This window comes from Pseudomonas sp. F007, assembly GCF_057814275.1.
Genome location: NZ_JBVATA010000008.1, coordinates 144,197 through 162,295, shown reverse-complemented (window position 1 = coordinate 162,295; position 18,099 = coordinate 144,197). Strand labels below are relative to the sequence as shown.

22 protein-coding genes are annotated in these 18,099 nt (G+C 62.0%); 13 read left to right on the top strand and 9 right to left on the bottom strand.

Features of this window, described 5'->3' with window-relative positions; translation table 11 throughout:
• The first annotated feature begins 36 nt into the window (after nt 1-36).
• Nucleotides 37-558, top strand: a complete 522-nt coding sequence (gene gloA, locus ACZYR5_RS20945) for a lactoylglutathione lyase (RefSeq protein ID WP_489091346.1) — start codon at nt 37-39, stop codon at nt 556-558.
• 70 nt (nt 559-628) lie between these two features.
• Here gloA and ahpF read toward each other — a convergent pair whose 3' ends face one another.
• Nucleotides 629-2,191, bottom strand: coding sequence for an alkyl hydroperoxide reductase subunit F (gene ahpF / locus ACZYR5_RS20940; protein WP_489091345.1), 1,563 nt, complete (start codon nt 2,189-2,191; stop codon nt 629-631).
• A 126-nt stretch (nt 2,192-2,317) separates the two neighbouring features.
• Entirely contained in the window at nt 2,318-2,881 is a 564-nt protein-coding gene (gene ahpC / locus ACZYR5_RS20935) for an alkyl hydroperoxide reductase subunit C (RefSeq protein WP_489091344.1), read from the bottom strand.
• A 226-nt stretch (nt 2,882-3,107) separates the two neighbouring features.
• Between ahpC and ACZYR5_RS20930 the strand changes: the two genes are divergently transcribed.
• The gene (locus ACZYR5_RS20930) at nt 3,108-4,130 is read left to right on the top strand and encodes a DNA-binding protein (protein ID WP_489091343.1); all 1,023 of its coding nucleotides are present in this window, start codon (nt 3,108-3,110) and stop codon (nt 4,128-4,130) included.
• Here ACZYR5_RS20930 and gorA read toward each other — a convergent pair.
• Both gorA and galU read right to left on the bottom strand, forming a co-directional pair.
• Complete coding sequence (gorA, locus tag ACZYR5_RS20925) at nt 4,127-5,485, bottom strand: glutathione-disulfide reductase (RefSeq protein ID WP_489091342.1); 1,359 nt, start codon at nt 5,483-5,485, stop codon at nt 4,127-4,129. The two genes, ACZYR5_RS20930 and gorA, sit on opposite strands and share 4 nt — an antisense overlap.
• 281 nt (nt 5,486-5,766) lie before the next feature.
• Nucleotides 5,767-6,606, bottom strand: coding sequence for a UTP--glucose-1-phosphate uridylyltransferase GalU (gene galU / locus ACZYR5_RS20920; protein WP_105755814.1), 840 nt, complete (start codon nt 6,604-6,606; stop codon nt 5,767-5,769).
• 212 nt (nt 6,607-6,818) lie between these two features.
• Here galU and ACZYR5_RS20915 point away from each other — a divergent pair, with 212 nt between their 5' ends.
• Nucleotides 6,819-7,007 carry a hypothetical protein gene (locus ACZYR5_RS20915; protein WP_027618299.1) on the top strand — a complete coding sequence of 63 codons (189 nt, stop codon included), beginning with the start codon at nt 6,819-6,821 and terminating at the stop codon, nt 7,005-7,007.
• Nucleotides 7,008-7,144: 137 nt separating this feature from the next.
• Nucleotides 7,145-7,426, top strand: a complete 282-nt coding sequence (locus ACZYR5_RS20910) for a putative periplasmic lipoprotein (RefSeq protein ID WP_027618300.1) — start codon at nt 7,145-7,147, stop codon at nt 7,424-7,426.
• 9 nt (nt 7,427-7,435) lie between these two features.
• On the opposite strand, the gene ACZYR5_RS20905 is transcribed toward ACZYR5_RS20910, so the two are convergent.
• The 4 genes from ACZYR5_RS20905 to ACZYR5_RS20890 all read right to left on the bottom strand — a co-directional run bounded on the left by ACZYR5_RS20905 (nt 7,436) and on the right by ACZYR5_RS20890 (nt 9,913).
• Nucleotides 7,436-7,666 (bottom strand): hypothetical protein, encoded by a 231-nt coding sequence (locus tag ACZYR5_RS20905; RefSeq protein ID WP_489091341.1) that lies wholly within the window; start codon nt 7,664-7,666, stop codon nt 7,436-7,438.
• A 172-nt stretch (nt 7,667-7,838) separates the two neighbouring features.
• Nucleotides 7,839-8,687 carry a c-type cytochrome gene (locus tag ACZYR5_RS20900; protein WP_489091575.1) on the bottom strand — a complete coding sequence of 283 codons (849 nt, stop codon included), beginning with the start codon at nt 8,685-8,687 and terminating at the stop codon, nt 7,839-7,841.
• 68 nt (nt 8,688-8,755) lie between these two features.
• Nucleotides 8,756-9,403 carry a c-type cytochrome gene (locus ACZYR5_RS20895; RefSeq protein ID WP_489091340.1) on the bottom strand — a complete coding sequence of 216 codons (648 nt, stop codon included), beginning with the start codon at nt 9,401-9,403 and terminating at the stop codon, nt 8,756-8,758.
• A 159-nt stretch (nt 9,404-9,562) separates the two neighbouring features.
• A complete protein-coding gene (locus ACZYR5_RS20890; protein WP_489091339.1) occupies nt 9,563-9,913 on the bottom strand; it encodes a hypothetical protein in 351 nt (116 codons plus the stop codon).
• Between the two features lie 197 nt (nt 9,914-10,110).
• Here ACZYR5_RS20890 and ACZYR5_RS20885 point away from each other — a divergent pair, with 197 nt between their 5' ends.
• The 4 genes from ACZYR5_RS20885 (at nt 10,111) to ada (ending at nt 12,423) form a co-directional block, all read left to right on the top strand.
• Entirely contained in the window at nt 10,111-10,413 is a 303-nt protein-coding gene (locus ACZYR5_RS20885) for a DUF1883 domain-containing protein (protein WP_489091338.1), read from the top strand.
• 15 nt (nt 10,414-10,428) lie between these two features.
• Nucleotides 10,429-10,605, top strand: a complete 177-nt coding sequence (locus ACZYR5_RS20880; protein WP_489091337.1) for a hypothetical protein — start codon at nt 10,429-10,431, stop codon at nt 10,603-10,605.
• A 9-nt stretch (nt 10,606-10,614) separates the two neighbouring features.
• Entirely contained in the window at nt 10,615-11,277 is a 663-nt protein-coding gene (alkB, locus tag ACZYR5_RS20875) for a DNA oxidative demethylase AlkB (RefSeq protein WP_489091336.1), read from the top strand.
• An 84-nt stretch (nt 11,278-11,361) separates the two neighbouring features.
• A complete protein-coding gene (ada, locus tag ACZYR5_RS20870; RefSeq protein ID WP_489091335.1) occupies nt 11,362-12,423 on the top strand; it encodes a bifunctional DNA-binding transcriptional regulator/O6-methylguanine-DNA methyltransferase Ada in 1,062 nt (353 codons plus the stop codon).
• Here ada and ACZYR5_RS20865 read toward each other — a convergent pair.
• Nucleotides 12,420-12,878, bottom strand: a complete 459-nt coding sequence (locus ACZYR5_RS20865) for a GyrI-like domain-containing protein (RefSeq protein ID WP_489091334.1) — start codon at nt 12,876-12,878, stop codon at nt 12,420-12,422. The genes ada and ACZYR5_RS20865 overlap by 4 nt on opposite strands.
• Before the next feature lie 179 nt (nt 12,879-13,057).
• Here ACZYR5_RS20865 and ACZYR5_RS20860 point away from each other — a divergent pair, with 179 nt between their 5' ends.
• The 5 genes from ACZYR5_RS20860 to ACZYR5_RS20840 all read left to right on the top strand — a co-directional run bounded on the left by ACZYR5_RS20860 (nt 13,058) and on the right by ACZYR5_RS20840 (nt 17,964).
• Nucleotides 13,058-14,116 (top strand): NAD(P)H-dependent flavin oxidoreductase, encoded by a 1,059-nt coding sequence (locus ACZYR5_RS20860; protein WP_489091333.1) that lies wholly within the window; start codon nt 13,058-13,060, stop codon nt 14,114-14,116.
• Between the two features lie 221 nt (nt 14,117-14,337).
• Nucleotides 14,338-15,096, top strand: coding sequence for a molybdate ABC transporter substrate-binding protein (gene modA / locus ACZYR5_RS20855; protein ID WP_489091332.1), 759 nt, complete (start codon nt 14,338-14,340; stop codon nt 15,094-15,096).
• Entirely contained in the window at nt 15,097-15,777 is a 681-nt protein-coding gene (gene modB / locus ACZYR5_RS20850) for a molybdate ABC transporter permease subunit (RefSeq protein WP_489091331.1), read from the top strand. It begins immediately after the preceding gene.
• 3 nt (nt 15,778-15,780) lie between these two features.
• Nucleotides 15,781-16,869 carry a molybdenum ABC transporter ATP-binding protein gene (gene modC, locus ACZYR5_RS20845; RefSeq protein WP_489091330.1) on the top strand — a complete coding sequence of 363 codons (1,089 nt, stop codon included), beginning with the start codon at nt 15,781-15,783 and terminating at the stop codon, nt 16,867-16,869.
• A gap of 66 nt (nt 16,870-16,935) precedes the next feature.
• Nucleotides 16,936-17,964 (top strand): DNA topoisomerase IB, encoded by a 1,029-nt coding sequence (locus ACZYR5_RS20840; protein WP_489091329.1) that lies wholly within the window; start codon nt 16,936-16,938, stop codon nt 17,962-17,964.
• The last annotated feature ends 135 nt before the right edge of the window (nt 17,965-18,099 follow it).

The window sequence follows — 18,099 nt, the reverse complement described above, 5'->3', positions numbered from 1 at the left end:
GAGCGTCGTTTGCCCCACTTATTTTCCGGAGGGCCCATGAGCCTGCAAGAACTGAACACCTTCCCCGGCGTCACCGCCCAACCCGATACCGCCACCCACAAATTCGTCTTCAACCACACCATGCTGCGGGTCAAGGACATCACCCGTTCGCTGGACTTCTACACGCGTGTCCTGGGCTTCAGCCTGGTGGAAAAACGCGACTTCCCGGAAGCCGAATTCAGCCTGTACTTCCTGGCCCTGGTCGAGAAAGACCAGATCCCGGCCGACGCCGCTGCGCGCACCGAGTGGATGAAGTCGATCCCCGGCATCCTCGAGCTGACCCACAACCACGGCACCGAGAACGACGCGGATTTCGCCTACCACAACGGCAACACCGACCCGCGTGGTTTCGGTCATATCTGCATTTCGGTGCCGGACATTGTCGCCGCCTGCGAGCGCTTCGAAGCTTTGGGCTGCGATTTCCAGAAGCGCCTGAATGACGGCCGCATGAAAAGCCTGGCCTTCATCAAGGACCCGGACGGCTACTGGGTCGAAATCATCCAGCCGGCACCGCTGTAAACCGGTAAAACTGCCAGCCACAAAAAACCCCATGAAGATCATTCATGGGGTTTTTTATTTCCGCTGCCTGTTACGCCGGCGCCGAGGTGCGGATCAGGTGATCGAAGGCACTCAGCGACGCCTTGGCGCCCTCGCCCACCGCAATCACGATCTGCTTGTACGGCACGGTGGTCACGTCACCGGCGGCGAACACACCGGGAATCGAGGTCTCGCCGCGGTTGTCGACGATGATCTCACCGCGCGCCGACAACTCAACCGTGCCCTTGAGCCAGTCGGTGTTGGGCAGCAGGCCGATCTGCACGAAGATCCCTTCCAGTTCCACTGTGCGCAGCTCGTCAGTCTGACGATCCTTGTAGCGCAAGCCGTTGACCTTCTGCCCGTCGCCGGTGACTTCAGTGGTTTGCGCACGGGTGATCACGGTCACGTTCGGCAGGCTGTGCAACTTGCGCTGCAACACCGCATCGGCACGCAACTGCACGTCGAACTCCAGCAGGGTCACGTGGGCCACGATCCCGGCCAGGTCAATCGCCGCTTCGACGCCGGAGTTACCGCCGCCAATCACCGCCACGCGCTTGCCCTTGAACAGCGGGCCGTCGCAGTGCGGGCAGTAGGCAACCCCTTTGTTGCGGTATTGCTGTTCGCCAGGGACGTTCATTTCCCGCCAGCGCGCACCGGTTGCCAGAATCACCGTTCTGGCGCTGAGCGATGCGCCGCTGGCGAAGTGAATCTGGTGCAGTTCGCCAGGCTTGCCGGGCACCAATTTGTCGGCCCGTTGCAGGTTCATGATGTCGACGTCGTACTGCTTGACGTGTTCTTCCAGCGCCACGGCCAGCTTCGGCCCTTCGGTTTCCTGTACCGAAATGAAGTTTTCGATGGCCATGGTGTCGAGCACCTGACCGCCAAAGCGCTCGGCAGCAACGCCGGTGCGAATGCCTTTGCGTGCAGCATAAATGGCCGCCGAAGCGCCAGCCGGACCACCGCCGACCACCAACACGTCGAACGCGTCTTTGGCACTGATCTTCTCGGCCTGGCGCTCAAGACCGCTGGTGTCGATTTTGGCGAGGATTTCTTCCAGGCCCATGCGCCCCTGGCCGAAGTTCACACCGTTGAGGTAGACACTGGGCACGGCCATGATCTGGCGCTCGTCGACCTCGGCCTGGAACAGCGCGCCGTCTATGGCAACGTGGTGGATGTTGGGGTTGAGCACCGCCATCAGGTTCAGCGCCTGGACCACGTCCGGGCAGTTCTGGCAGGACAACGAGAAGTAGGTTTCGAACTTGAACTCGCCCTTGAGCGAGCGAATCTGTTCGATCACTTCGGCGCTGGCTTTCGATGGATGGCCGCCGACTTGCAGCAGCGCCAGTACCAGGGAAGTGAATTCATGACCCATCGGGATGCCGGCAAAACGCAGGCTGATATCGGCACCCGGGCGGTTGATCGAGAACGACGGCGTGCGGGCATCGTCACCGTTGTCGAGCAAGGTAATCTGGGTGGAAAGGCTGGCAACGTCTTTCAACAGTTCGAGCATTTCCCGGGATTTCGCACCGTCGTCGAGGGAAGCAACGATCTCGATCGGCTGGGTGACCCGTTCCAGGTATGACTTCAACTGGGCTTTAAGATTGGCGTCCAACATACGGGCGATCTCCATGTTTTTTGAAAGGTAGAAAAAACAACGCCCGAGCGAATCTCGCCCGGGCGTTTTTGAGGGCGGTGCGGCTTACTGATCTAAGCGCTCGGCGCCCTCGATCGACTCATCGGTTCAGATCTTGCCAACCAGGTCCAGGGACGGCGCCAGAGTGGCTTCGCCTTCTTTCCACTTGGCTGGGCAGACCTGGCCCGGGTGAGCAGCCACGTACTGGGCAGCCTTGATCTTGCGCAGCAATTCGCTGGCGTCGCGGCCAACACCGCCGTCGTTCAGCTCGACGATCTTGACCTGGCCTTCAGGGTTGATCACGAAGGTGCCACGGTCCGCCAGGCCAGCTTCTTCGATCAGCACGTCGAAGTTGCGGGAGATCACGTGGGTCGGGTCGCCGATCATGGTGTATTGGATCTTGCCGATGGCTGGCGAAGTGTTGTGCCAGGCCGCATGGGCGAAGTGGGTGTCGGTGGAAACGCTGTAGATTTCCACGCCCAGCTTCTGGAATTCGGCGTAGTTGTCGGCCAGGTCTTCCAGCTCGGTTGGGCAAACGAAGGTGAAGTCGGCTGGGTAGAAGAACACGACCGACCATTTGCCTTTCAGGTCAGCGTCGGACACTTGTACGAAATCGCCATTTTTGTAAGCGGTAGCGGTGAAGGGTTTAACTTGGCTGTTGATGATAGGCATCGTTGACACTCCGTCAGGGTTGAAAAGTTGATGGAGTGAATCCTACCCAAGGGATCGGCAGATGGCTCATTGGCAAACCTGATGCTGCTCATTGGTTTTCGCTATTAGCCAGCGTACTTAATAGAAGCAAAGCGTCTCAGCCTTGCCTGACTGCCGGGTCCGACAGCGGGTGCGGTGGTACACTGCGCCGCTACGAAATACGTACTACGCATTGGCAGGAGATCACATGGCTCGGGGCGGTATAAACAAGGTTGTCGTGCAGGCGGCACGTCTGGCGATCCTGGCACGTGGCGATAACCCCAGCATTGACGCCATCCGGATCGAGCTGGGCAATACCGGTTCGAAAACCACCATCCACCGCTACCTCAAGGAGCTGGATGAAGAGGTTTCGGCGACTGCCGCCGAGACTCAGGAACCCATGGATGAGGAATTGACCGCACTGGTCCAGCGTCTCGCCCAGCGTCTGCGCGAGCAGGGTCAGGAACGCATCGACCTGGCATTGGCCAGCTTCGAACAGGCTCGCCAGGGGCTGGAAGCCCAATTGGCCGAGGCGATGCAGGTTCAGGCGCAACAGCAACAGCAATTGCAGGCGCAGGCCGCGAGCCTGGCCAGCGAGTCCGAGGCGCTGAACAGTACCCGCGGCCTGTTGCAAAGCGAGCAAACCCGCAACGCCGGCTTGAGCCAGGCCTTGAGCGATTTTGAATTGCGCCTGAACGACAAGGACGAGCAGATTCGCTCACTGGAAGAAAAACACCTGCATGCCCGGGAAGCCCTCGAGCATTATCGCGAGGCGATCAAGGAGCAGCGCGACCAGGAGCAACGCCGCCATGAAGGCCAGGTGCAGCAGATCCAGATGGAGCTGCGCCAGGCCCAGCAAAGCGCCATGGTCCGCCAGGATGAAATCACCCAGCTCAACCGCGACAACGAACGCTTGCTGACCGAGAACCGCGGCACCGTGCGTGAGCTGAACCTGGTACAGGATCAACTCAAACAGGGCGAGAGCCGTTACGCACAGCTGCAGGAACAACTGCGCGCCCGCGACGCCGAATGCACCTTGCTGCAGGAGCGCCTGCGCATTGCCGTGCTGGAAAGCAGCCAGGCCCGACAAACCGCGACCGAGCAACTGCAAGCCAACAGCGAGCTGGCCCTGCGCGCCGCCAGCGCCGAGGCCAGCCTGCAGGCCCTGCAACTGGCGGTGGCCAGCAAGGCAGAGCCTGAGCCACAGCCCGTCGAGGCCGAAACCCCTTAAGCGCCGACCGGCGTACGCATGGTGACGAATTCTTCGGCGGCCGTCGGGTGCACGCCGATGGTTTCGTCGAAGTCACGCTTGGTCGCGCCGGCCTTCAGCGCAATCGCCAGGCCCTGGACGATTTCGCCGGCGTCCGGGCCGACCATGTGGCAACCCAGGACCTTGTCGGTCCTGGCATCCACCACCAGCTTCATCAGCGTGCGTTCCTGGCAGTCGGTCAGGGTCAGCTTCATTGGCCGGAAACGGCTTTCGAAAATCTGCACCTCATGCCCGGCTTCCCGCGCCTGCTCCTCGCTCAGGCCGACGGTGCCGATGTTCGGCAGACTGAACACGGCGGTCGGGATCATCCGGTAATCCACCGGCCGGTATTGCTCGGGCTTGAACAGGCGCCGTGCAACCGCCATGCCTTCGGCCAGGGCCACCGGGGTCAACTGCACTCGGCCGATCACGTCGCCGATCGCCAGCACCGAGGGTTCGGCGGTCTGGTACAGCTCGTCGACTTCGACGAAACCCTTGTCGTCGAGTTTGACCGAGGTGTTTTCCAGGCCCAGGTTGTCGAGCATCGGCCGCCGACCGGTGGCGTAGAACACGCAGTCGGTGTCCAGGGTGCGACCGTCCTTGAGGGTCACCTGCAGGCTGCCATCGGCTTGCTTGTCGATACGCTGGATGTCGGCATTGAATTGCAGATCCATCCCGCGCTTGCTCAGTTCTTCCTGCAGATGCTTGCGCACCGCACCATCAAAACCGCGCAGGAACAGGTCGCCGCGATACAGCAGGCTGGTCTCGGCGCCCAGGCCGTGGAAGATCCCGGCGAATTCGACGGCGATGTAGCCGCCACCGACCACCAGCACGCGCTTGGGCAGTTCCTTGAGGAAGAATGCCTGGTTGGAGCTGATGGCGTGTTCGTGCCCGGGAATCTGCGGAATCTGCGGCCAGCCGCCGGTGGCAATCAGGATGTTTTTTGCGCTGTGGCGCTCACCGTTGATCTCCACCGTGTGCGGGTCGACGATCTTCGCGTGACCCTCGTGCAGGGTCACGCCGCTGTTGACCAGCAGGTTGCGGTAGATGCCATTGAGACGGTTGATCTCGCGATCCTTGTTGGCGATCAGGGTCGCCCAGTCGAAGTTCGCTTCCCCCAGCGACCAGCCGAAGCCAGCCGACTGCTCGAAGTCTTCGGCAAAGTGCGCGCCGTAGACCAGCAACTTCTTCGGCACACAGCCGACGTTGACACAGGTGCCACCCAGGTAACGGCTCTCGGCGACGCCGACTTTCGCGCCAAAACCGGCGGCAAAGCGCGCCGCACGTACACCGCCGGAACCGGCGCCAATCACATACAGGTCAAAATCGTAAGCCATTTCAATCTCCTCGGCAGGCGCACAGCATACGCGCCATCACCGGTGTCTGACACTCCGCCTTCGCTACGATGCGGCGACCCGACAAGCCCGCTCCTACAATTCCGCGGCACAGGTTGGATTTTTGTACGACACGACCCTGTAGGAGCCGGCTTGCCGGCGAATGCGGTGCACCTGAAGCACCGAGTTGCTCCATTCGCTGGCAAGCCAGCTCCCACAGCCCGCACAAAAAAAACGCCCCGAACCAGTCGGGGCGTTTTATCTACTTCAGCAAACCAGCGCTATCAGTAAGCCTTGCCAGTCTTGTAGAAGTGTTCGAAGCAGAAGTTGGTCGCTTCGATGTAGCCTTCAGCGCCACCGCAGTCGAAACGCTGACCCTTGAACTTGTAGGCAATCACGCAACCGTCCTGGGCTTGTTTCATCAAGGCGTCGGTGATCTGGATTTCGCCGCCCTTGCCTGGCTCGGTGTCTTCGATCAGCTTGAAGATGTCCGGGGTCAGGATGTAACGGCCGATGATCGCCAGGTTCGACGGGGCATCTTCCGGCTTCGGTTTTTCAACCATGTTACGTACGCGGTACAGGTCGTCGCCGATCAGGTCGCCAGCGATCACGCCATACTTCTGGGTTTCCTGCGGATCGACTTCCTGGATCGCGACGATGGTGCAGCGGTACTGTTTGTACAGCTTGACCATCTGGGTCAGCACGCCGTCGCCTTCCAGGTTGACGCACAGGTCGTCCGCCAGCACCACGGCAAAGGGTTCGTCGCCGATCAGCGGACGGCCGGTCAGAATCGCGTGGCCCAGGCCTTTCATTTCGGTCTGGCGGGTGTAGGAGAACGAGCACTCGTCGAGCAGCTTGCGGATACCGACCAGGTACTTCTCTTTGTCAGTGCCCTTGATCTGGTTTTCCAGCTCGTAGCTGATGTCGAAGTGGTCTTCCAGGGCGCGTTTGCCGCGACCGGTGACGATGGAGATTTCAGTCAGGCCTGCATCCAGGGCTTCTTCGACGCCGTACTGGATCAGTGGCTTGTTCACCACCGGCAGCATTTCTTTAGGCATGGCCTTCGTCGCTGGCAGGAAGCGAGTACCGTAACCGGCTGCTGGGAACAAGCATTTCTTGATCATATAAGTCCTTGAAAGGGCTGTGTGTACGAGTTTCGGCGCAGTCTAATCAGGCGGCGAGCACCTTACAATGCCCCGCACTGGCTAACCGATGCCATCATAGAGAAATATTCGTCGTGATAGTTCCGCAACGCTCTCACTTTAGACCAGAGGACGCTACTGCGGCACTTTTCCAGCTATCATGGCGCAATTGAACCCGCCAACGAGACAGATAGATGTCGGAAGCAAAAAGTGTCAACGGTTACCTGATCAACAAGACCAAAGACGGTCAATGGAATATCGACCGCACGGATGGCGAAACCGTCGCCGGCCCGCTGCCCACCGAAGCCATGGCGATCGAAGTGGCGTCGGTGTTCGAAGACACGCGCCCTGCGCCGAAACGTCGCGGCGCCAAGCCCGAGTAACCGCACAGGTTGAAACAGCCCTGCCCTGCAATCATTGCCGGTGCGGGGCTTTTTTGTGTTTGGCTGTACCGAAATGGCAAATCGCTATAACCTTTGCCAAGGCCTTCACCACCTTCCCTCTCATGGCAGAGACCCCGATGAAAAACTACCTGGCGCTTATCGCAGTGCTGCTTCTGAGTGGCTGTGCCACTGCCTCCAAGACTTATCTTGACGATGGGCAACAGGGGCTGGAGATCGACTGTTCAGGTGAGGTCAACTCGTGGGCCAAGTGCTACGAAAAAGCCGATGCCTCCTGCGCCGGCACCGGTTACCGGATCGTCGGCACCGATGGCACACCGTCGCTCAAGGAAAGCGAGAAAACCCTGGGCGTCGATGTCGGCAACTTCAAGAGCCGCAGCCTGGTGGTGATCTGCAAATAGCGTATGGCGTTACATGTGGATTTCGGCGAACTTGATCCCCAGGCCCCGCACCGTTTCGATCAGGTCATCGAGGCGGGCAAAGGACTCGACTTCGTCGCTGTCATCCACCAGGAAGAAACTGCGCCCTGCACTCTTCTTGAAAAACACGATCCATTCCCCCGAATTCGCCGGATTCTGAATCACGTGTGTGGCACAGATGTGCCCAGCGGCGTGGCGCTCTCTGACTTGCTCGCGTTTCATTGACTGCTCCATGAAATGACAATGCTGCCGGTGGACTTTCTGTAGGAGCGAGCTTGCTCGCGAAGAGGCTTCGGACCCCGCGAGCATTCAGGATGCCCGCGTCATCGTTGACGTTTTTCGCGAGCAGGCTCGCTCCTACCACTGAGGCAGCATTGGTTTGACGGACCGCAGTTTACCGGATGCCCTGCCCGATCAGCACGCCATCCACGGTTTGCCCATACAGATTGACCCCGTCGTTGGCGTGGAACTTGACCCGGGTCTTCTCGATGGAGCCGTCGATCAGCCGCGGATCCTGGGGCCGCTCGTGGCTGTTGATGAAGGCTGCAACGTCCCAGGCCTGTTGGTCGCTGAGAGTTTTCGCCTTGCCCAAGGGCATGTTGTACTGGATGAAGGACGCCGCAGTGTTGATCCGGTGCATTCCCGCGCCCCAGTTGTAGGAGTCTTTACCCCACAACGGTGGCAGCACGTAGTCCTCGCCGACTTTCTGCCCCTGGCCGCTGTCGCCATGGCACACCGCGCACTGCGCCTTGTACACCTGCGCACCTTGGGCAATGTCGTAGCCCTTGGCCGGTTTTGCCACCTCGGGATAACCGCGACCCGGCAGTTCGACGCCGGTGGGAGCCTTGGTGGCCAGCCAGTAGGCGTAAGCCGACAAGGCGCTGATTTGCGGGCTATCCGCCGCGGGTGGCTTGCCATTCATGCTGAATTCGAAACAGCCTTGCAGGCGTTCGGCGAAGGTGTTGACCTTGTCGTTTTTCTTGCGATAAGCCGGGTACATCGGGTACGCGCCCCACAGCGGCGCGGAGTTGGCCAGGCGCCCCTGATCGAGGTGGCAGTTGCTGCAGTTGAGGCCGTTGCCGACATAGGCCGGGGCCTGGCGCCTGGTGTCGACAAACAGACTGTGACCCTCGCGCACCAGCTTGCCGAAGGCGTTGTCGGGCAACTCATGTTCAGCGGGAGGCCGGAAGTAATCCACCGGGCCAGCGACGGCCGGGGTTTTCAGTTCCGACTGATCGTCCATCGCGGTCTGTGCCGCGGACGCGTTGAGACTCGACAGGGCCAGTACCCAGGGAGCGATTGCACGGATCTTCATGGCTTGGCCTCCTGGCTGCCCAATGTCGCAAAGTACTCGGCGACCGCCGCGACTTCGTCCGGGGTCAGGGATTTGGCAATGTGCCCCATCAAGTCATTGGGATCGTTGTGCCGGCTGCCCTCTCGCCAGGCGTTCAGCTGCGCGCTCAGGTAGGCGGCCGACTGCCCGGCCAATGGCGGGAAGGCCGAACCCACACCCACGCCACCCGGACCATGGCACATCACGCATTCGGGAATCTGCCGATCCCAGGCACCGCGCAAGGCCAACTGCGCGCCAGGGCCATTCGGTAGCTGCTCCCGGCCGATCTGCGGGGTTTTCGGCGCGGGCATGGCGGCCAGGGTGCTGGTCACCGCCTGGATCTCGGCCTCGCTCAAGGCCTTGGCCAACGGCTGCATCACTGGGTTGACCCGCGAGCCGCGGCGAAAGTCTTCCAGCTGCTTGCGCAGGTAATCGGCCGACAACCCCGCCAGACGCGGAAAGCCAGCGGCCGGCATACCCATGCCGTCAGCGCCGTGGCAAGCGAAACAGGCGGTCGCTGCCGGTTGCGCTCCACCCTGGGTGTAGATCTTCTGGCCATCATCGGCCTGGGCAACGCTCACGGCGACGAGCATCAGGCTGGCCAACAGCCTCGGTTTGAACTCCATCTCAGACCTCTCTTATTCTAGTTATAAGCTTAGACATATTTTGTATAAGCCTACCCAGAGTAAGGGAATGCAACGACCATCACAACCGCCAAACGGGCACAAAAAAGCCCGAGCCGGCCATCAATACCGAGTCGGGCGGGTGTTTGCCGGCCTTGGCCCCTAGCCGGAAATGCACTCATTGGCCGCCTTGCCAACGTCGCCAGGGCGCATTGGCACGTTGGACATGCTTTCATGCAACTTGATGCTGCTGCCGCCCGAACGCTCTTCGATATCGAAAACGGCAGCAGGATCGGCGGAGAGTTTGCCCGGTACGATCACCCGCACACCATCCTTGTGCGGTTCCATCTGGACCGCGCCGCGACTCTTGGCCAGTTTCTCGGCGACACAGTTGGCGTATTCCTGGGGTTTCTTCCCGGAAATCACATTCATGGTGGGCAGCGTCTGATTGATGTCCGAGACTGTCGCACAACCACTCATCACCAATGCCAACAACAAAACGCCGCGCTTCATACAAATCCTCCGATAAAGACCTTCCGACCGCGAAAACCCGGTTTTTCTCCGGGGCGTGTTGCTTTATCGCGCAAAAAAGCCCGGATAACTGTTTTTAATTGTCAAACCCGCGCGCAACAGTCGGCTTTTCCGTCGCCCGGGCTGATAAACTGGCCCATCGTTTTGATTTTGTAGCAAAAGCCCTTCTGGAGGCGCCCATGAAATTCATCCACCAGCGCGAGCACCTCAACGAAGATGACATCGTCGTCATTCAATGCTCGCAGACCTGCAACATCCGCCTGATGAGCGACGCCAACTTCCGCAGCTTCAAGAATGGCGGGCGCCACACCTACCATGGCGGCGCGTTCGACACCTTTCCGGCGAAGATCACCGCGCCGAGCACCGGTTTCTGGAACATCACCATCGACACCGTGAGCCGCCGCGCCATCAGTGTGACGCGCAAACCGACGCTGACCCATTCGATCAAGATTATCCGCCGTTCCAGCACCAAACTCAGCTGATTACGACCGACAGGTATGCCCGTGACTCAAACCACCAAGTACGTCATCAAGTACAAACTCGAAGGCGAGCGCCGCTTCGAGTTTGCCCAACTGGCCAATGGCACCGAAGAAGAAGCCAGGGCAGCGCTCGTTGCCATTCACGGTGAAGGCCCTGTAGAAATCACCGAGATCCGTGTAAGCAAGGCGCTGTAGGCAAAACCCATGAAGCCGATCACGCCGGACCTGTTCGCCGACGCCGACGCGCAACCGGCGCGCACCGAGCAGATCGGCGAGCAGGCCTTCGTGCTGCGCGGTTTCGCCCTGCCCTGGGTGACCCGTCTGCTGCCGGCGCTGGCTGAAGTGCTGGCGGCAGCGCCGTTTCGCAACATGCTCACCCCCGGTGGCTTCACCATGTCGGTGGGCCTGAGCAGTTGCGGAAGCCTGGGCTGGACCACCGATCGCAGCGGATATCGCTACACCCCCTTCGACCCCGTTAGCGGCCAACTCTGGCCCGCAATGCCAGCAGCGTTCCGCGAGTTGGCAGAACAGGCGGCGAGCGAGGCCGGCTTCCGCGGTTTCGAGCCGGATGCCTGCCTGATCAATCGCTATTTGCCCGGGGCGAAGATGTCATTACATCAGGATAAAAACGAACGTTCCTACGAGTGGCCCGTGGTTTCGGTGTCTCTCGGACTGCCGGCAATCTTCCTGTTTGGTGGCCTGGAACGCAGCGCCAAGAGTCAACGCGTGTCGCTGTTCCATGGTGACGTCGTGGTTTGGGGCGGGGTCGACCGCTTGCGTTACCACGGGGTGTTGCCGCTCAAGGACGGCCAGCACCCCGAGTTGGGTGCCCAGCGCATCAACTTCACCCTGCGCACGGCCGGCTGACTGCCGAATTTGACCGCAAGCAGCAGAGTGCCTTGTGCCGACTCAAGGGTTAGTCTGAGGGTTATGTTCATCGGGTGCCTGCGCATGTCCTCCATCGAAACCACCGTCGAGCAAGATCCCCGCTGGTCCGCTGTGCTGCGCCGCGATCCGCGCGCCGACGGGCAGTTTGTCTACGCGGTCAAGACCACCGGCATCTACTGTCGCCCGAGCAGCCTGGCGCGCCTGCCGAACCCGAAAAACGTGGTGTTCTTCGACACCGAGGAACAGGCCCGCGCCGCCGGCTTTCGTCCCAGCAAACGGGCGGCGGCGGATCAGAGCCTGGTCGCTGCGCAGCACGCCACCCTGGTGGCAGCGGCCTGTCGGCAGATCGAAGCCGCCGACAGCCTGCCCCTGCTTGCCGACCTGGCCCGCGCGGCCGGCATGAGCCCGTTCCACTTTCATCGGGTGTTCAAGGCGGTGACCGGCCTGACACCCAAGGGGTATGCCACCGCACAGCGTTCGCGCCGGGTGCGCGAGCGCCTGGCATCCGCGGCCTCGGTCACCGATGCGCTGTACGACGCAGGGTTCAACTCCAACAGTCGTTTCTACGAATCCGCCGACCAGTTGCTGGGCATGAAGCCCAGTGACTACCGCGCCCGCGGCCAGAACACCGACATTCACTTTGCCGTCGGCGAGTGCTCGCTCGGCGCGATACTGGTGGCGCAAAGCCAACGCGGGGTCTGCGCAATACTGCTGGGGGATGATCCGAACGCGCTGGTCGAAGACCTGCAGGACCGTTTCGGCGCGGCCAACCTGATCGGCGCCAACCGGGATTTCGAACAGTTGATCGCCAAGGTGGTGGGCTTTATCGAAGCCCCTGCCCTGGGCCTCGACCTGCCGCTGGATGTGCGCGGCACGGCCTTTCAGCAGCGGGTCTGGAGCGCCCTGCGGGACATTCCCCTGGGCAGCACCGCCAGCTATGCCGAGATTGCCCAGCGCATTGGTGCGCCGAAATCCTTTCGCGCCGTGGCCCAGGCCTGTGGTGCCAACACCCTCGCCGTGGCGATTCCCTGCCACCGGGTGGTGCGCAGCGATGGCGAGTTGTCCGGCTATCGCTGGGGCGTGGAGCGCAAGCGGCAGTTGCTGGCGCGGGAACAGCAGTCCTAGAAAATCCCGATGTGCACCGCCACGCTGTCGGGCCCGGTATAGACCTCGAAATCGGTCACGAAACGCCGCTTGACCTGGGGATGCTCCGCAAAAAACGCCCAGACCCGGCCCCACGCCTCGATCACCGCGCCCGGCATCGCGCCCTGGGCATCAAACACCAGGTATTGCCCACCCTGCACCTCAATGCTCGGATAGTCAGCAGCCGGCGCATCGACGGCGACTCCGGCCAGGACATCAAATGAGCCGCTGGCGTCCGACTCGTAGTTGGAGTACACGCCAAAGACCTTCGAAGCTGGGGTCTTGTTGGCGATGGTTTCGTACAAGCCCTCGGTGAAAAATCGCTGCCACATCGGGCCGATTCTGGCTGTCGACGAGTCCTGTTCTGCACTGTTCAGGGTACGAACGCGCAAGCCGGCGACGCGAAATGGCTTTATTTCCAGCTGTTTGCTGCTCATGGCAGAGCCCTCCTTGATGATGTCCTGATATCAATCCCAAGCCCTACCTTGTCAGCCATGGGGGAAAAAAGCCATGACCGACGGCTGCCCAGCGGTCTATGATTTTTCGCCTCGGCAGTGGCTGGTCGGCCACTGAGCGAACCATTCCCCGACCTTTTTCCAGCAGGAGCACCGCGCTGATGAGCCAATGGCCAGACACCCGAATTCTTGATCTGCTGGGCATCGAGTTGCCGATCATCCAGGCACCCATGGCCGGCGCGACCGGCTCAGCCATGGTGATTGCCGCCTGCAACGCCGGCGCACTGGGCTCGATGCCCGCCGCCATGCTCAGCACCGAGCAACTGCGCGCGGAGCTCACCACTATTCGCCAGCACAGCCAGCGCCCGTTGAACGTGAATTTCTTCTGCCATCAGCCGCCCGCACCTGATGAGCAACGGGCACAGCAGTGGAAGCAACTGCTGGAACCCTACTACCGCGAACTGGGCGTGGATTTCGAGGCGCCTACCCCGGTATCCAACCGCGCGCCTTTCGATGCCGCCGCCTGTGCGGTGGTGGAAGAATTTCGGCCCGAGGTGGTGAGTTTTCACTTCGGCCTGCCGGAAAAGAACCTGCTCGAGCGGGTCAAGGCCACCGGCGCCAAGGTGCTGTCCTCCGCCACCACCGTGGCCGAGGCGATCTGGCTGGAACAGCACGGCTGTGACGCAATCATCGCCATGGGCTATGAGGCGGGTGGCCATCGCGGGATGTTCCTGAGCGATGACCTGAGCAGCCAGGTCGGCACCTTCGCCCTGGTGCCGCAGATTGTCGATGCCGTCAGCGTGCCGGTGATCGCGGCCGGCGGGATTGGCGATGCACGCGGGATCGCCGCGGCCTTGGCCCTGGGCGCGTCGGCGGTACAACTGGGTACCGCTTACCTGTTCACCCCCGAGGCCAAGGTCAGTGCCTCCCATCGTCAGGCCCTGCGCAGCGCCCGGGACAGCGATACGGCCGTCACCAACATTTTCACCGGCCGCCCGGCGCGCGGCATCATCAATCGAGTGATGCGCGAGCTCGGCCCGATGTGTCCGCACGCTCCGGCCTTCCCCCTGGCCGGCGGCGCTTTGATGCCGTTGCGGGCCAAGGGTGAAGCGGATTTCAGCAATTTGTGGGCGGGACAGGCGGTGCATCTGGGGGTTGAGTTGTCGACCGCGGAGTTGACCCGGCGTTTGGCGGATGAGGCGTTGGGGCGGTTGGTCTGACCCGATTGACCAACGCCGACTGTAGGAGCTGGCTCCCGCTTGCGGCTTGCCAGCGAAAAGTATCTCCAGGCAGACCCCGTTTTCGTTGACGATCTTCGCTGGCAAGCCAGCTCCTACAAGGATTTGAGGTGGATCGGACAAACCAGTCATTCCGTTCCATGGCCTTTCGCTATATATTTACCTACATAGCGCTACGCCCACCCTTGCCCCGGAGCCGTTTCATGACCCATCGTGTCGCTCGTCTCGCCCCCCTCTGCCTGCTCTCCCTGCTCACCCTCGGCACAGCCCACGCCGACGAAGTCCAGGTCGCCGTCGCCGCCAACTTCAGTGCGCCGATCCAGGCGATTGCCGCCGATTTCGAGAAAGACACCGGGCACAAGCTGGTGGCTTCCTACGGCGCGACGGGCCAGTTCTACACGCAGATCAAGAACGGCGCGCCGTTTGAAGTGTTCCTCTCGGCCGACGACACCACCCCGCAGAAACTCGAAAGCGAAGGCGCCACCGTCAAGGGCTCGCGCTTCACCTACGCCATCGGCACCCTGGCGCTATGGTCGGCCAAGGCAGGCTACGTCGACGCCGAGGGCCGGGTACTCAAGGGCAATCACTACCAGCACCTGTCGATCGCCAACCCGAAAGCGGCTCCTTACGGCCTCGCCGCCACCCAAGTGCTGGCCAAGCTGGGCCTGACCGATCAGGTCAAGGGCAAGCTCGTCGAAGGCCAGAACATCACCCAGGCCTATCAGTTCGTCTCCACCGGCAACGCCGAACTGGGCTTCGTGGCCTTGTCGCAGATCTACAAAGACGGCAAAGTCAGCAGCGGATCGGCCTGGATTGTCCCGGCCGACCTGCACGACCCGATCAAGCAGGACGCGGTGATTCTCGACAAGGGCAAGGACAACCCGGCCGCCAAGGCGCTGGTTGACTACCTCAAGGGGCCAAAAGCCGCGACCGTGATCAAGTCCTACGGTTACCAACTCTAAATGACCCTGACCAGTGCCGACCTCGCCGCCATTTGGCTGACCCTGAAACTGGCGTCGCTGACCACGGTGATCCTGCTGATCATCGGCACGCCGATCGCCCTGTGGCTGTCGCGCACACGGTCCTGGTGGCGCGGGCCGGTCGGCGCGGTGGTGGCATTGCCGCTGGTGCTGCCGCCGACCGTGATCGGTTTTTACCTGCTGCTGAGCCTGGGGCCGAACGGCTTTCTCGGTCAGTTGACCCAGGCCCTGGGCCTGGGCACCCTGACCTTCAGTTTCGCCGGGCTGGTGATCGGCTCGGTGATCTACTCGATGCCCTTTGTGGTGCAGCCCCTGCAAAACGCCTTCTCGGCCATCGGCACCCGGCCGCTGGAAGTGGCGGCGACCCTGCGGGCCAATCCCTGGGATACCTTTTTCAGCGTGATCCTGCCCCTCGCCCGTCCGGGCTTTATCACCGCCGCGATCCTCGGTTTTGCCCATACCGTCGGCGAGTTCGGCGTGGTGCTGATGATCGGCGGCAATATTCCCGACAAGACCCGCGTGGTCTCGGTGCAGATCTACGATCACGTCGAAGCCATGGAGTATGCCCAGGCCCACTGGCTGGCCGGGGCGATGCTGGTATTTTCGTTCCTGGTACTGCTGGCGCTGTATTCCAGCCGCCAGAACAAAGCGGGCTGGAGCTGATTGATGAGTGCTGCGATTCACGCCCGCCTGCAACTGACGTACCCGGACTTTTCCCTGGACGTCGACCTCGAACTGCCCGGACGCGGCGTTACCGCGCTCTATGGCCACTCGGGTTCGGGCAAGACCACCTGCCTGCGCTGCATCGCCGGCCTGGAGCGGGCCGAGCACGGGTTTATCCAGATCAACGACGAGGTCTGGCAGGACAGCCAGCGCCGCGTATTCGTGCCGCCGCACAAACGCGCGCTGGGCTACGTGTTTCAGGAGGCCAGTCTGTTCCCGCACCTGTCGGTGCTGGCCAATCTCGAGTTCGGCCTGCGGCGGATTCCCCGCCAGCAGCGCCGGGTCGATATGGACCACGCCACCTCCCTGCTGGGCATCGGCCATTTGCTCGAGCGTCATCCGCAGCACCTGTCCGGCGGCGAACGCCAGCGCGTCGGCATTGCCCGGGCGCTGCTCACCAGTCCGCGGCTGTTGCTGATGGACGAGCCGCTGGCGGCGCTCGACTCGCAGCGCAAGAGCGAAATCCTGCCGTACCTCGAACGACTGCACGACGAGCTGGAGATTCCGGTGCTGTACGTCAGCCACTCCCAGGATGAAGTCGCGCGGCTGGCCGACCATATCGTCCTGCTCAGCGCCGGCAAGGCCCTGGCCAGCGGGCCGGTGGGCGAGACGTTGGCGCGCCTCGATCTGCCGCTGGCCCTCGGCGACGATGCCGGGGTGGTGATTGACGGGGTGGTTACCCACTACGACCCGGACTACCAGTTGCTGACCCTGCAACTGCCCCACAGTCAATTGAGCGTGCGTGTCGCCCATCTGCCGCTGGCCGTGGGCCAGGCCTTGCGCTTCAAGGTCCAGGCCCGGGACGTCAGCCTCAGCCTGCAAGCCGATGCCCAGAGCAGCATCCTCAATCGCCTGCCGGTGACCGTGATCAGCGAAATAGCAGCCGACAACGCCGCCCATGTCCTGGTGCGCCTGGACGTCGCCGGCACGCCGTTGCTGGCGCGCATCACCCGCTATTCGCGTGACCAGCTGCAACTGCATCCTGGCCTGGCGTTATGGGCGCAGATCAAGGCCGTGGCGGTACTGGCCTGAATCCACGGCACCTTGTGCGAGGTCCTGCGGTCAATGGCTATAACAGCCTGCCCAGGACCTTGCGCCATGCCCGACGTCACCCCCCTTCCGCCGGACCTGCATTACGTTGACGACACTCAACCGGGCATCCGCCGCAAACGCCTGCGCGGCAAATTCAGTTATTTCGATGCTGCCGGCCAGCGCATCAAAGACGCCGATGAAATCAAACGCCTCAACGCCCTCGCCGTGCCACCGGCCTACAGCGACGTGTGGATCTGCGCCGACCCGCAAGGTCACTTACAGGCCACTGGGCGTGATGCGAGGGGCCGTAAGCAGTACCGCTATCACCCGCGCTGGCGCGAAGTGCGCGATGGCGACAAGTATTCACGGCTGCTGGCATTCGGCATGGCTCTGCCCAAGCTGCGCCAGCACCTGGAGGCGCAACTGGCGCTGCCGGGCCACAGCCGCGACAAGGTCATGGCCACGGTCATCAGCCTGCTCGATACCACGCTGATCCGCATCGGCAACAGCCAATACGCCCGCGAAAACCGCTCCTACGGCCTGACCACCCTGCGCAACAAGCACGTGGCGGTCAACGGCAGCGCGATCGCCTTTCAGTTTCGCGGCAAGAGCGGGGTCGAACACCAGATCACCGTCAAGGATCGACGCCTGGCGCGGGTCATCAAACGCTGCCTGGAACTCCCCGGCCAGGACCTGTTCCAGTACCTCGACGATCAGGGGCAGCGGCACACCGTCAGTTCCTCCGACATCAATGCCTACCTGCACAGCCTCACGGCCGGCGGCTTTACCGCCAAGGACTACCGCACCTGGGCCGGCAGCAGCCTGGCGCTGTCGGCATTACGCGAGCTGAAGTGGGAGTCAGCCAGCGAGGCCAAGCAGCACGTGGTCGAGATGGTCAAGGCCATCGCCCGGGAACTGGGCAACACCCCCGCCGTCTGCCGCAAGTGCTACATACACCCGGCGGTGGTCGATGCCTTCCTCCTCGGCACCCTGGCCGAACTGCCCAGGCCAAGACAGCGCAAGCGCCTGAGCCGGGAAGAAGTGGGATTGATGATGTTCCTGCAAAGCCTGGCGCAAAAACCACAGGACTTGTAAGGCCATCGCCTCTGCGTTAGGCTGGCCACCCTCTTGCACCCCAGGATGATCGTTCGCCGTGAACCACTGAGCCTTTCAAAAAATGTGACCGCAACAGGCCGCCCCGGCGCTTGTTGGCCTTTTTCGACATTTTCT

Bases quoted from the DNA above. Each gene is read 5' to 3' on its own strand.
- gloA (WP_489091346.1), top strand. From the start codon at position 37: ATGAGCCTGCAAGAACTGAACACCTTCCCCGGCGTCACCGCCCAACCC.
- ahpF (WP_489091345.1), bottom strand. From the start codon at position 2,191: ATGTTGGACGCCAATCTTAAAGCCCAGTTGAAGTCATACCTGGAACGG.
- ahpC (WP_489091344.1), bottom strand. From the start codon at position 2,881: ATGCCTATCATCAACAGCCAAGTTAAACCCTTCACCGCTACCGCTTAC.
- ACZYR5_RS20930 (WP_489091343.1), top strand. From the start codon at position 3,108: ATGGCTCGGGGCGGTATAAACAAGGTTGTCGTGCAGGCGGCACGTCTG.
- gorA (WP_489091342.1), bottom strand. From the start codon at position 5,485: ATGGCTTACGATTTTGACCTGTATGTGATTGGCGCCGGTTCCGGCGGT.
- galU (WP_105755814.1), bottom strand. From the start codon at position 6,606: ATGATCAAGAAATGCTTGTTCCCAGCAGCCGGTTACGGTACTCGCTTC.
- ACZYR5_RS20915 (WP_027618299.1), top strand. From the start codon at position 6,819: ATGTCGGAAGCAAAAAGTGTCAACGGTTACCTGATCAACAAGACCAAA.
- ACZYR5_RS20910 (WP_027618300.1), top strand. From the start codon at position 7,145: ATGAAAAACTACCTGGCGCTTATCGCAGTGCTGCTTCTGAGTGGCTGT.
- ACZYR5_RS20905 (WP_489091341.1), bottom strand. From the start codon at position 7,666: ATGAAACGCGAGCAAGTCAGAGAGCGCCACGCCGCTGGGCACATCTGT.
- ACZYR5_RS20900 (WP_489091575.1), bottom strand. From the start codon at position 8,687: ATGGACGATCAGTCGGAACTGAAAACCCCGGCCGTCGCTGGCCCGGTG.
- ACZYR5_RS20895 (WP_489091340.1), bottom strand. From the start codon at position 9,403: ATGGAGTTCAAACCGAGGCTGTTGGCCAGCCTGATGCTCGTCGCCGTG.
- ACZYR5_RS20890 (WP_489091339.1), bottom strand. From the start codon at position 9,913: ATGAAGCGCGGCGTTTTGTTGTTGGCATTGGTGATGAGTGGTTGTGCG.
- ACZYR5_RS20885 (WP_489091338.1), top strand. From the start codon at position 10,111: ATGAAATTCATCCACCAGCGCGAGCACCTCAACGAAGATGACATCGTC.
- ACZYR5_RS20880 (WP_489091337.1), top strand. From the start codon at position 10,429: ATGCCCGTGACTCAAACCACCAAGTACGTCATCAAGTACAAACTCGAA.
- alkB (WP_489091336.1), top strand. From the start codon at position 10,615: ATGAAGCCGATCACGCCGGACCTGTTCGCCGACGCCGACGCGCAACCG.
- ada (WP_489091335.1), top strand. From the start codon at position 11,362: ATGTCCTCCATCGAAACCACCGTCGAGCAAGATCCCCGCTGGTCCGCT.
- ACZYR5_RS20865 (WP_489091334.1), bottom strand. From the start codon at position 12,878: ATGAGCAGCAAACAGCTGGAAATAAAGCCATTTCGCGTCGCCGGCTTG.
- ACZYR5_RS20860 (WP_489091333.1), top strand. From the start codon at position 13,058: ATGAGCCAATGGCCAGACACCCGAATTCTTGATCTGCTGGGCATCGAG.
- modA (WP_489091332.1), top strand. From the start codon at position 14,338: ATGACCCATCGTGTCGCTCGTCTCGCCCCCCTCTGCCTGCTCTCCCTG.
- modB (WP_489091331.1), top strand. From the start codon at position 15,097: ATGACCCTGACCAGTGCCGACCTCGCCGCCATTTGGCTGACCCTGAAA.
- modC (WP_489091330.1), top strand. From the start codon at position 15,781: ATGAGTGCTGCGATTCACGCCCGCCTGCAACTGACGTACCCGGACTTT.
- ACZYR5_RS20840 (WP_489091329.1), top strand. From the start codon at position 16,936: ATGCCCGACGTCACCCCCCTTCCGCCGGACCTGCATTACGTTGACGAC.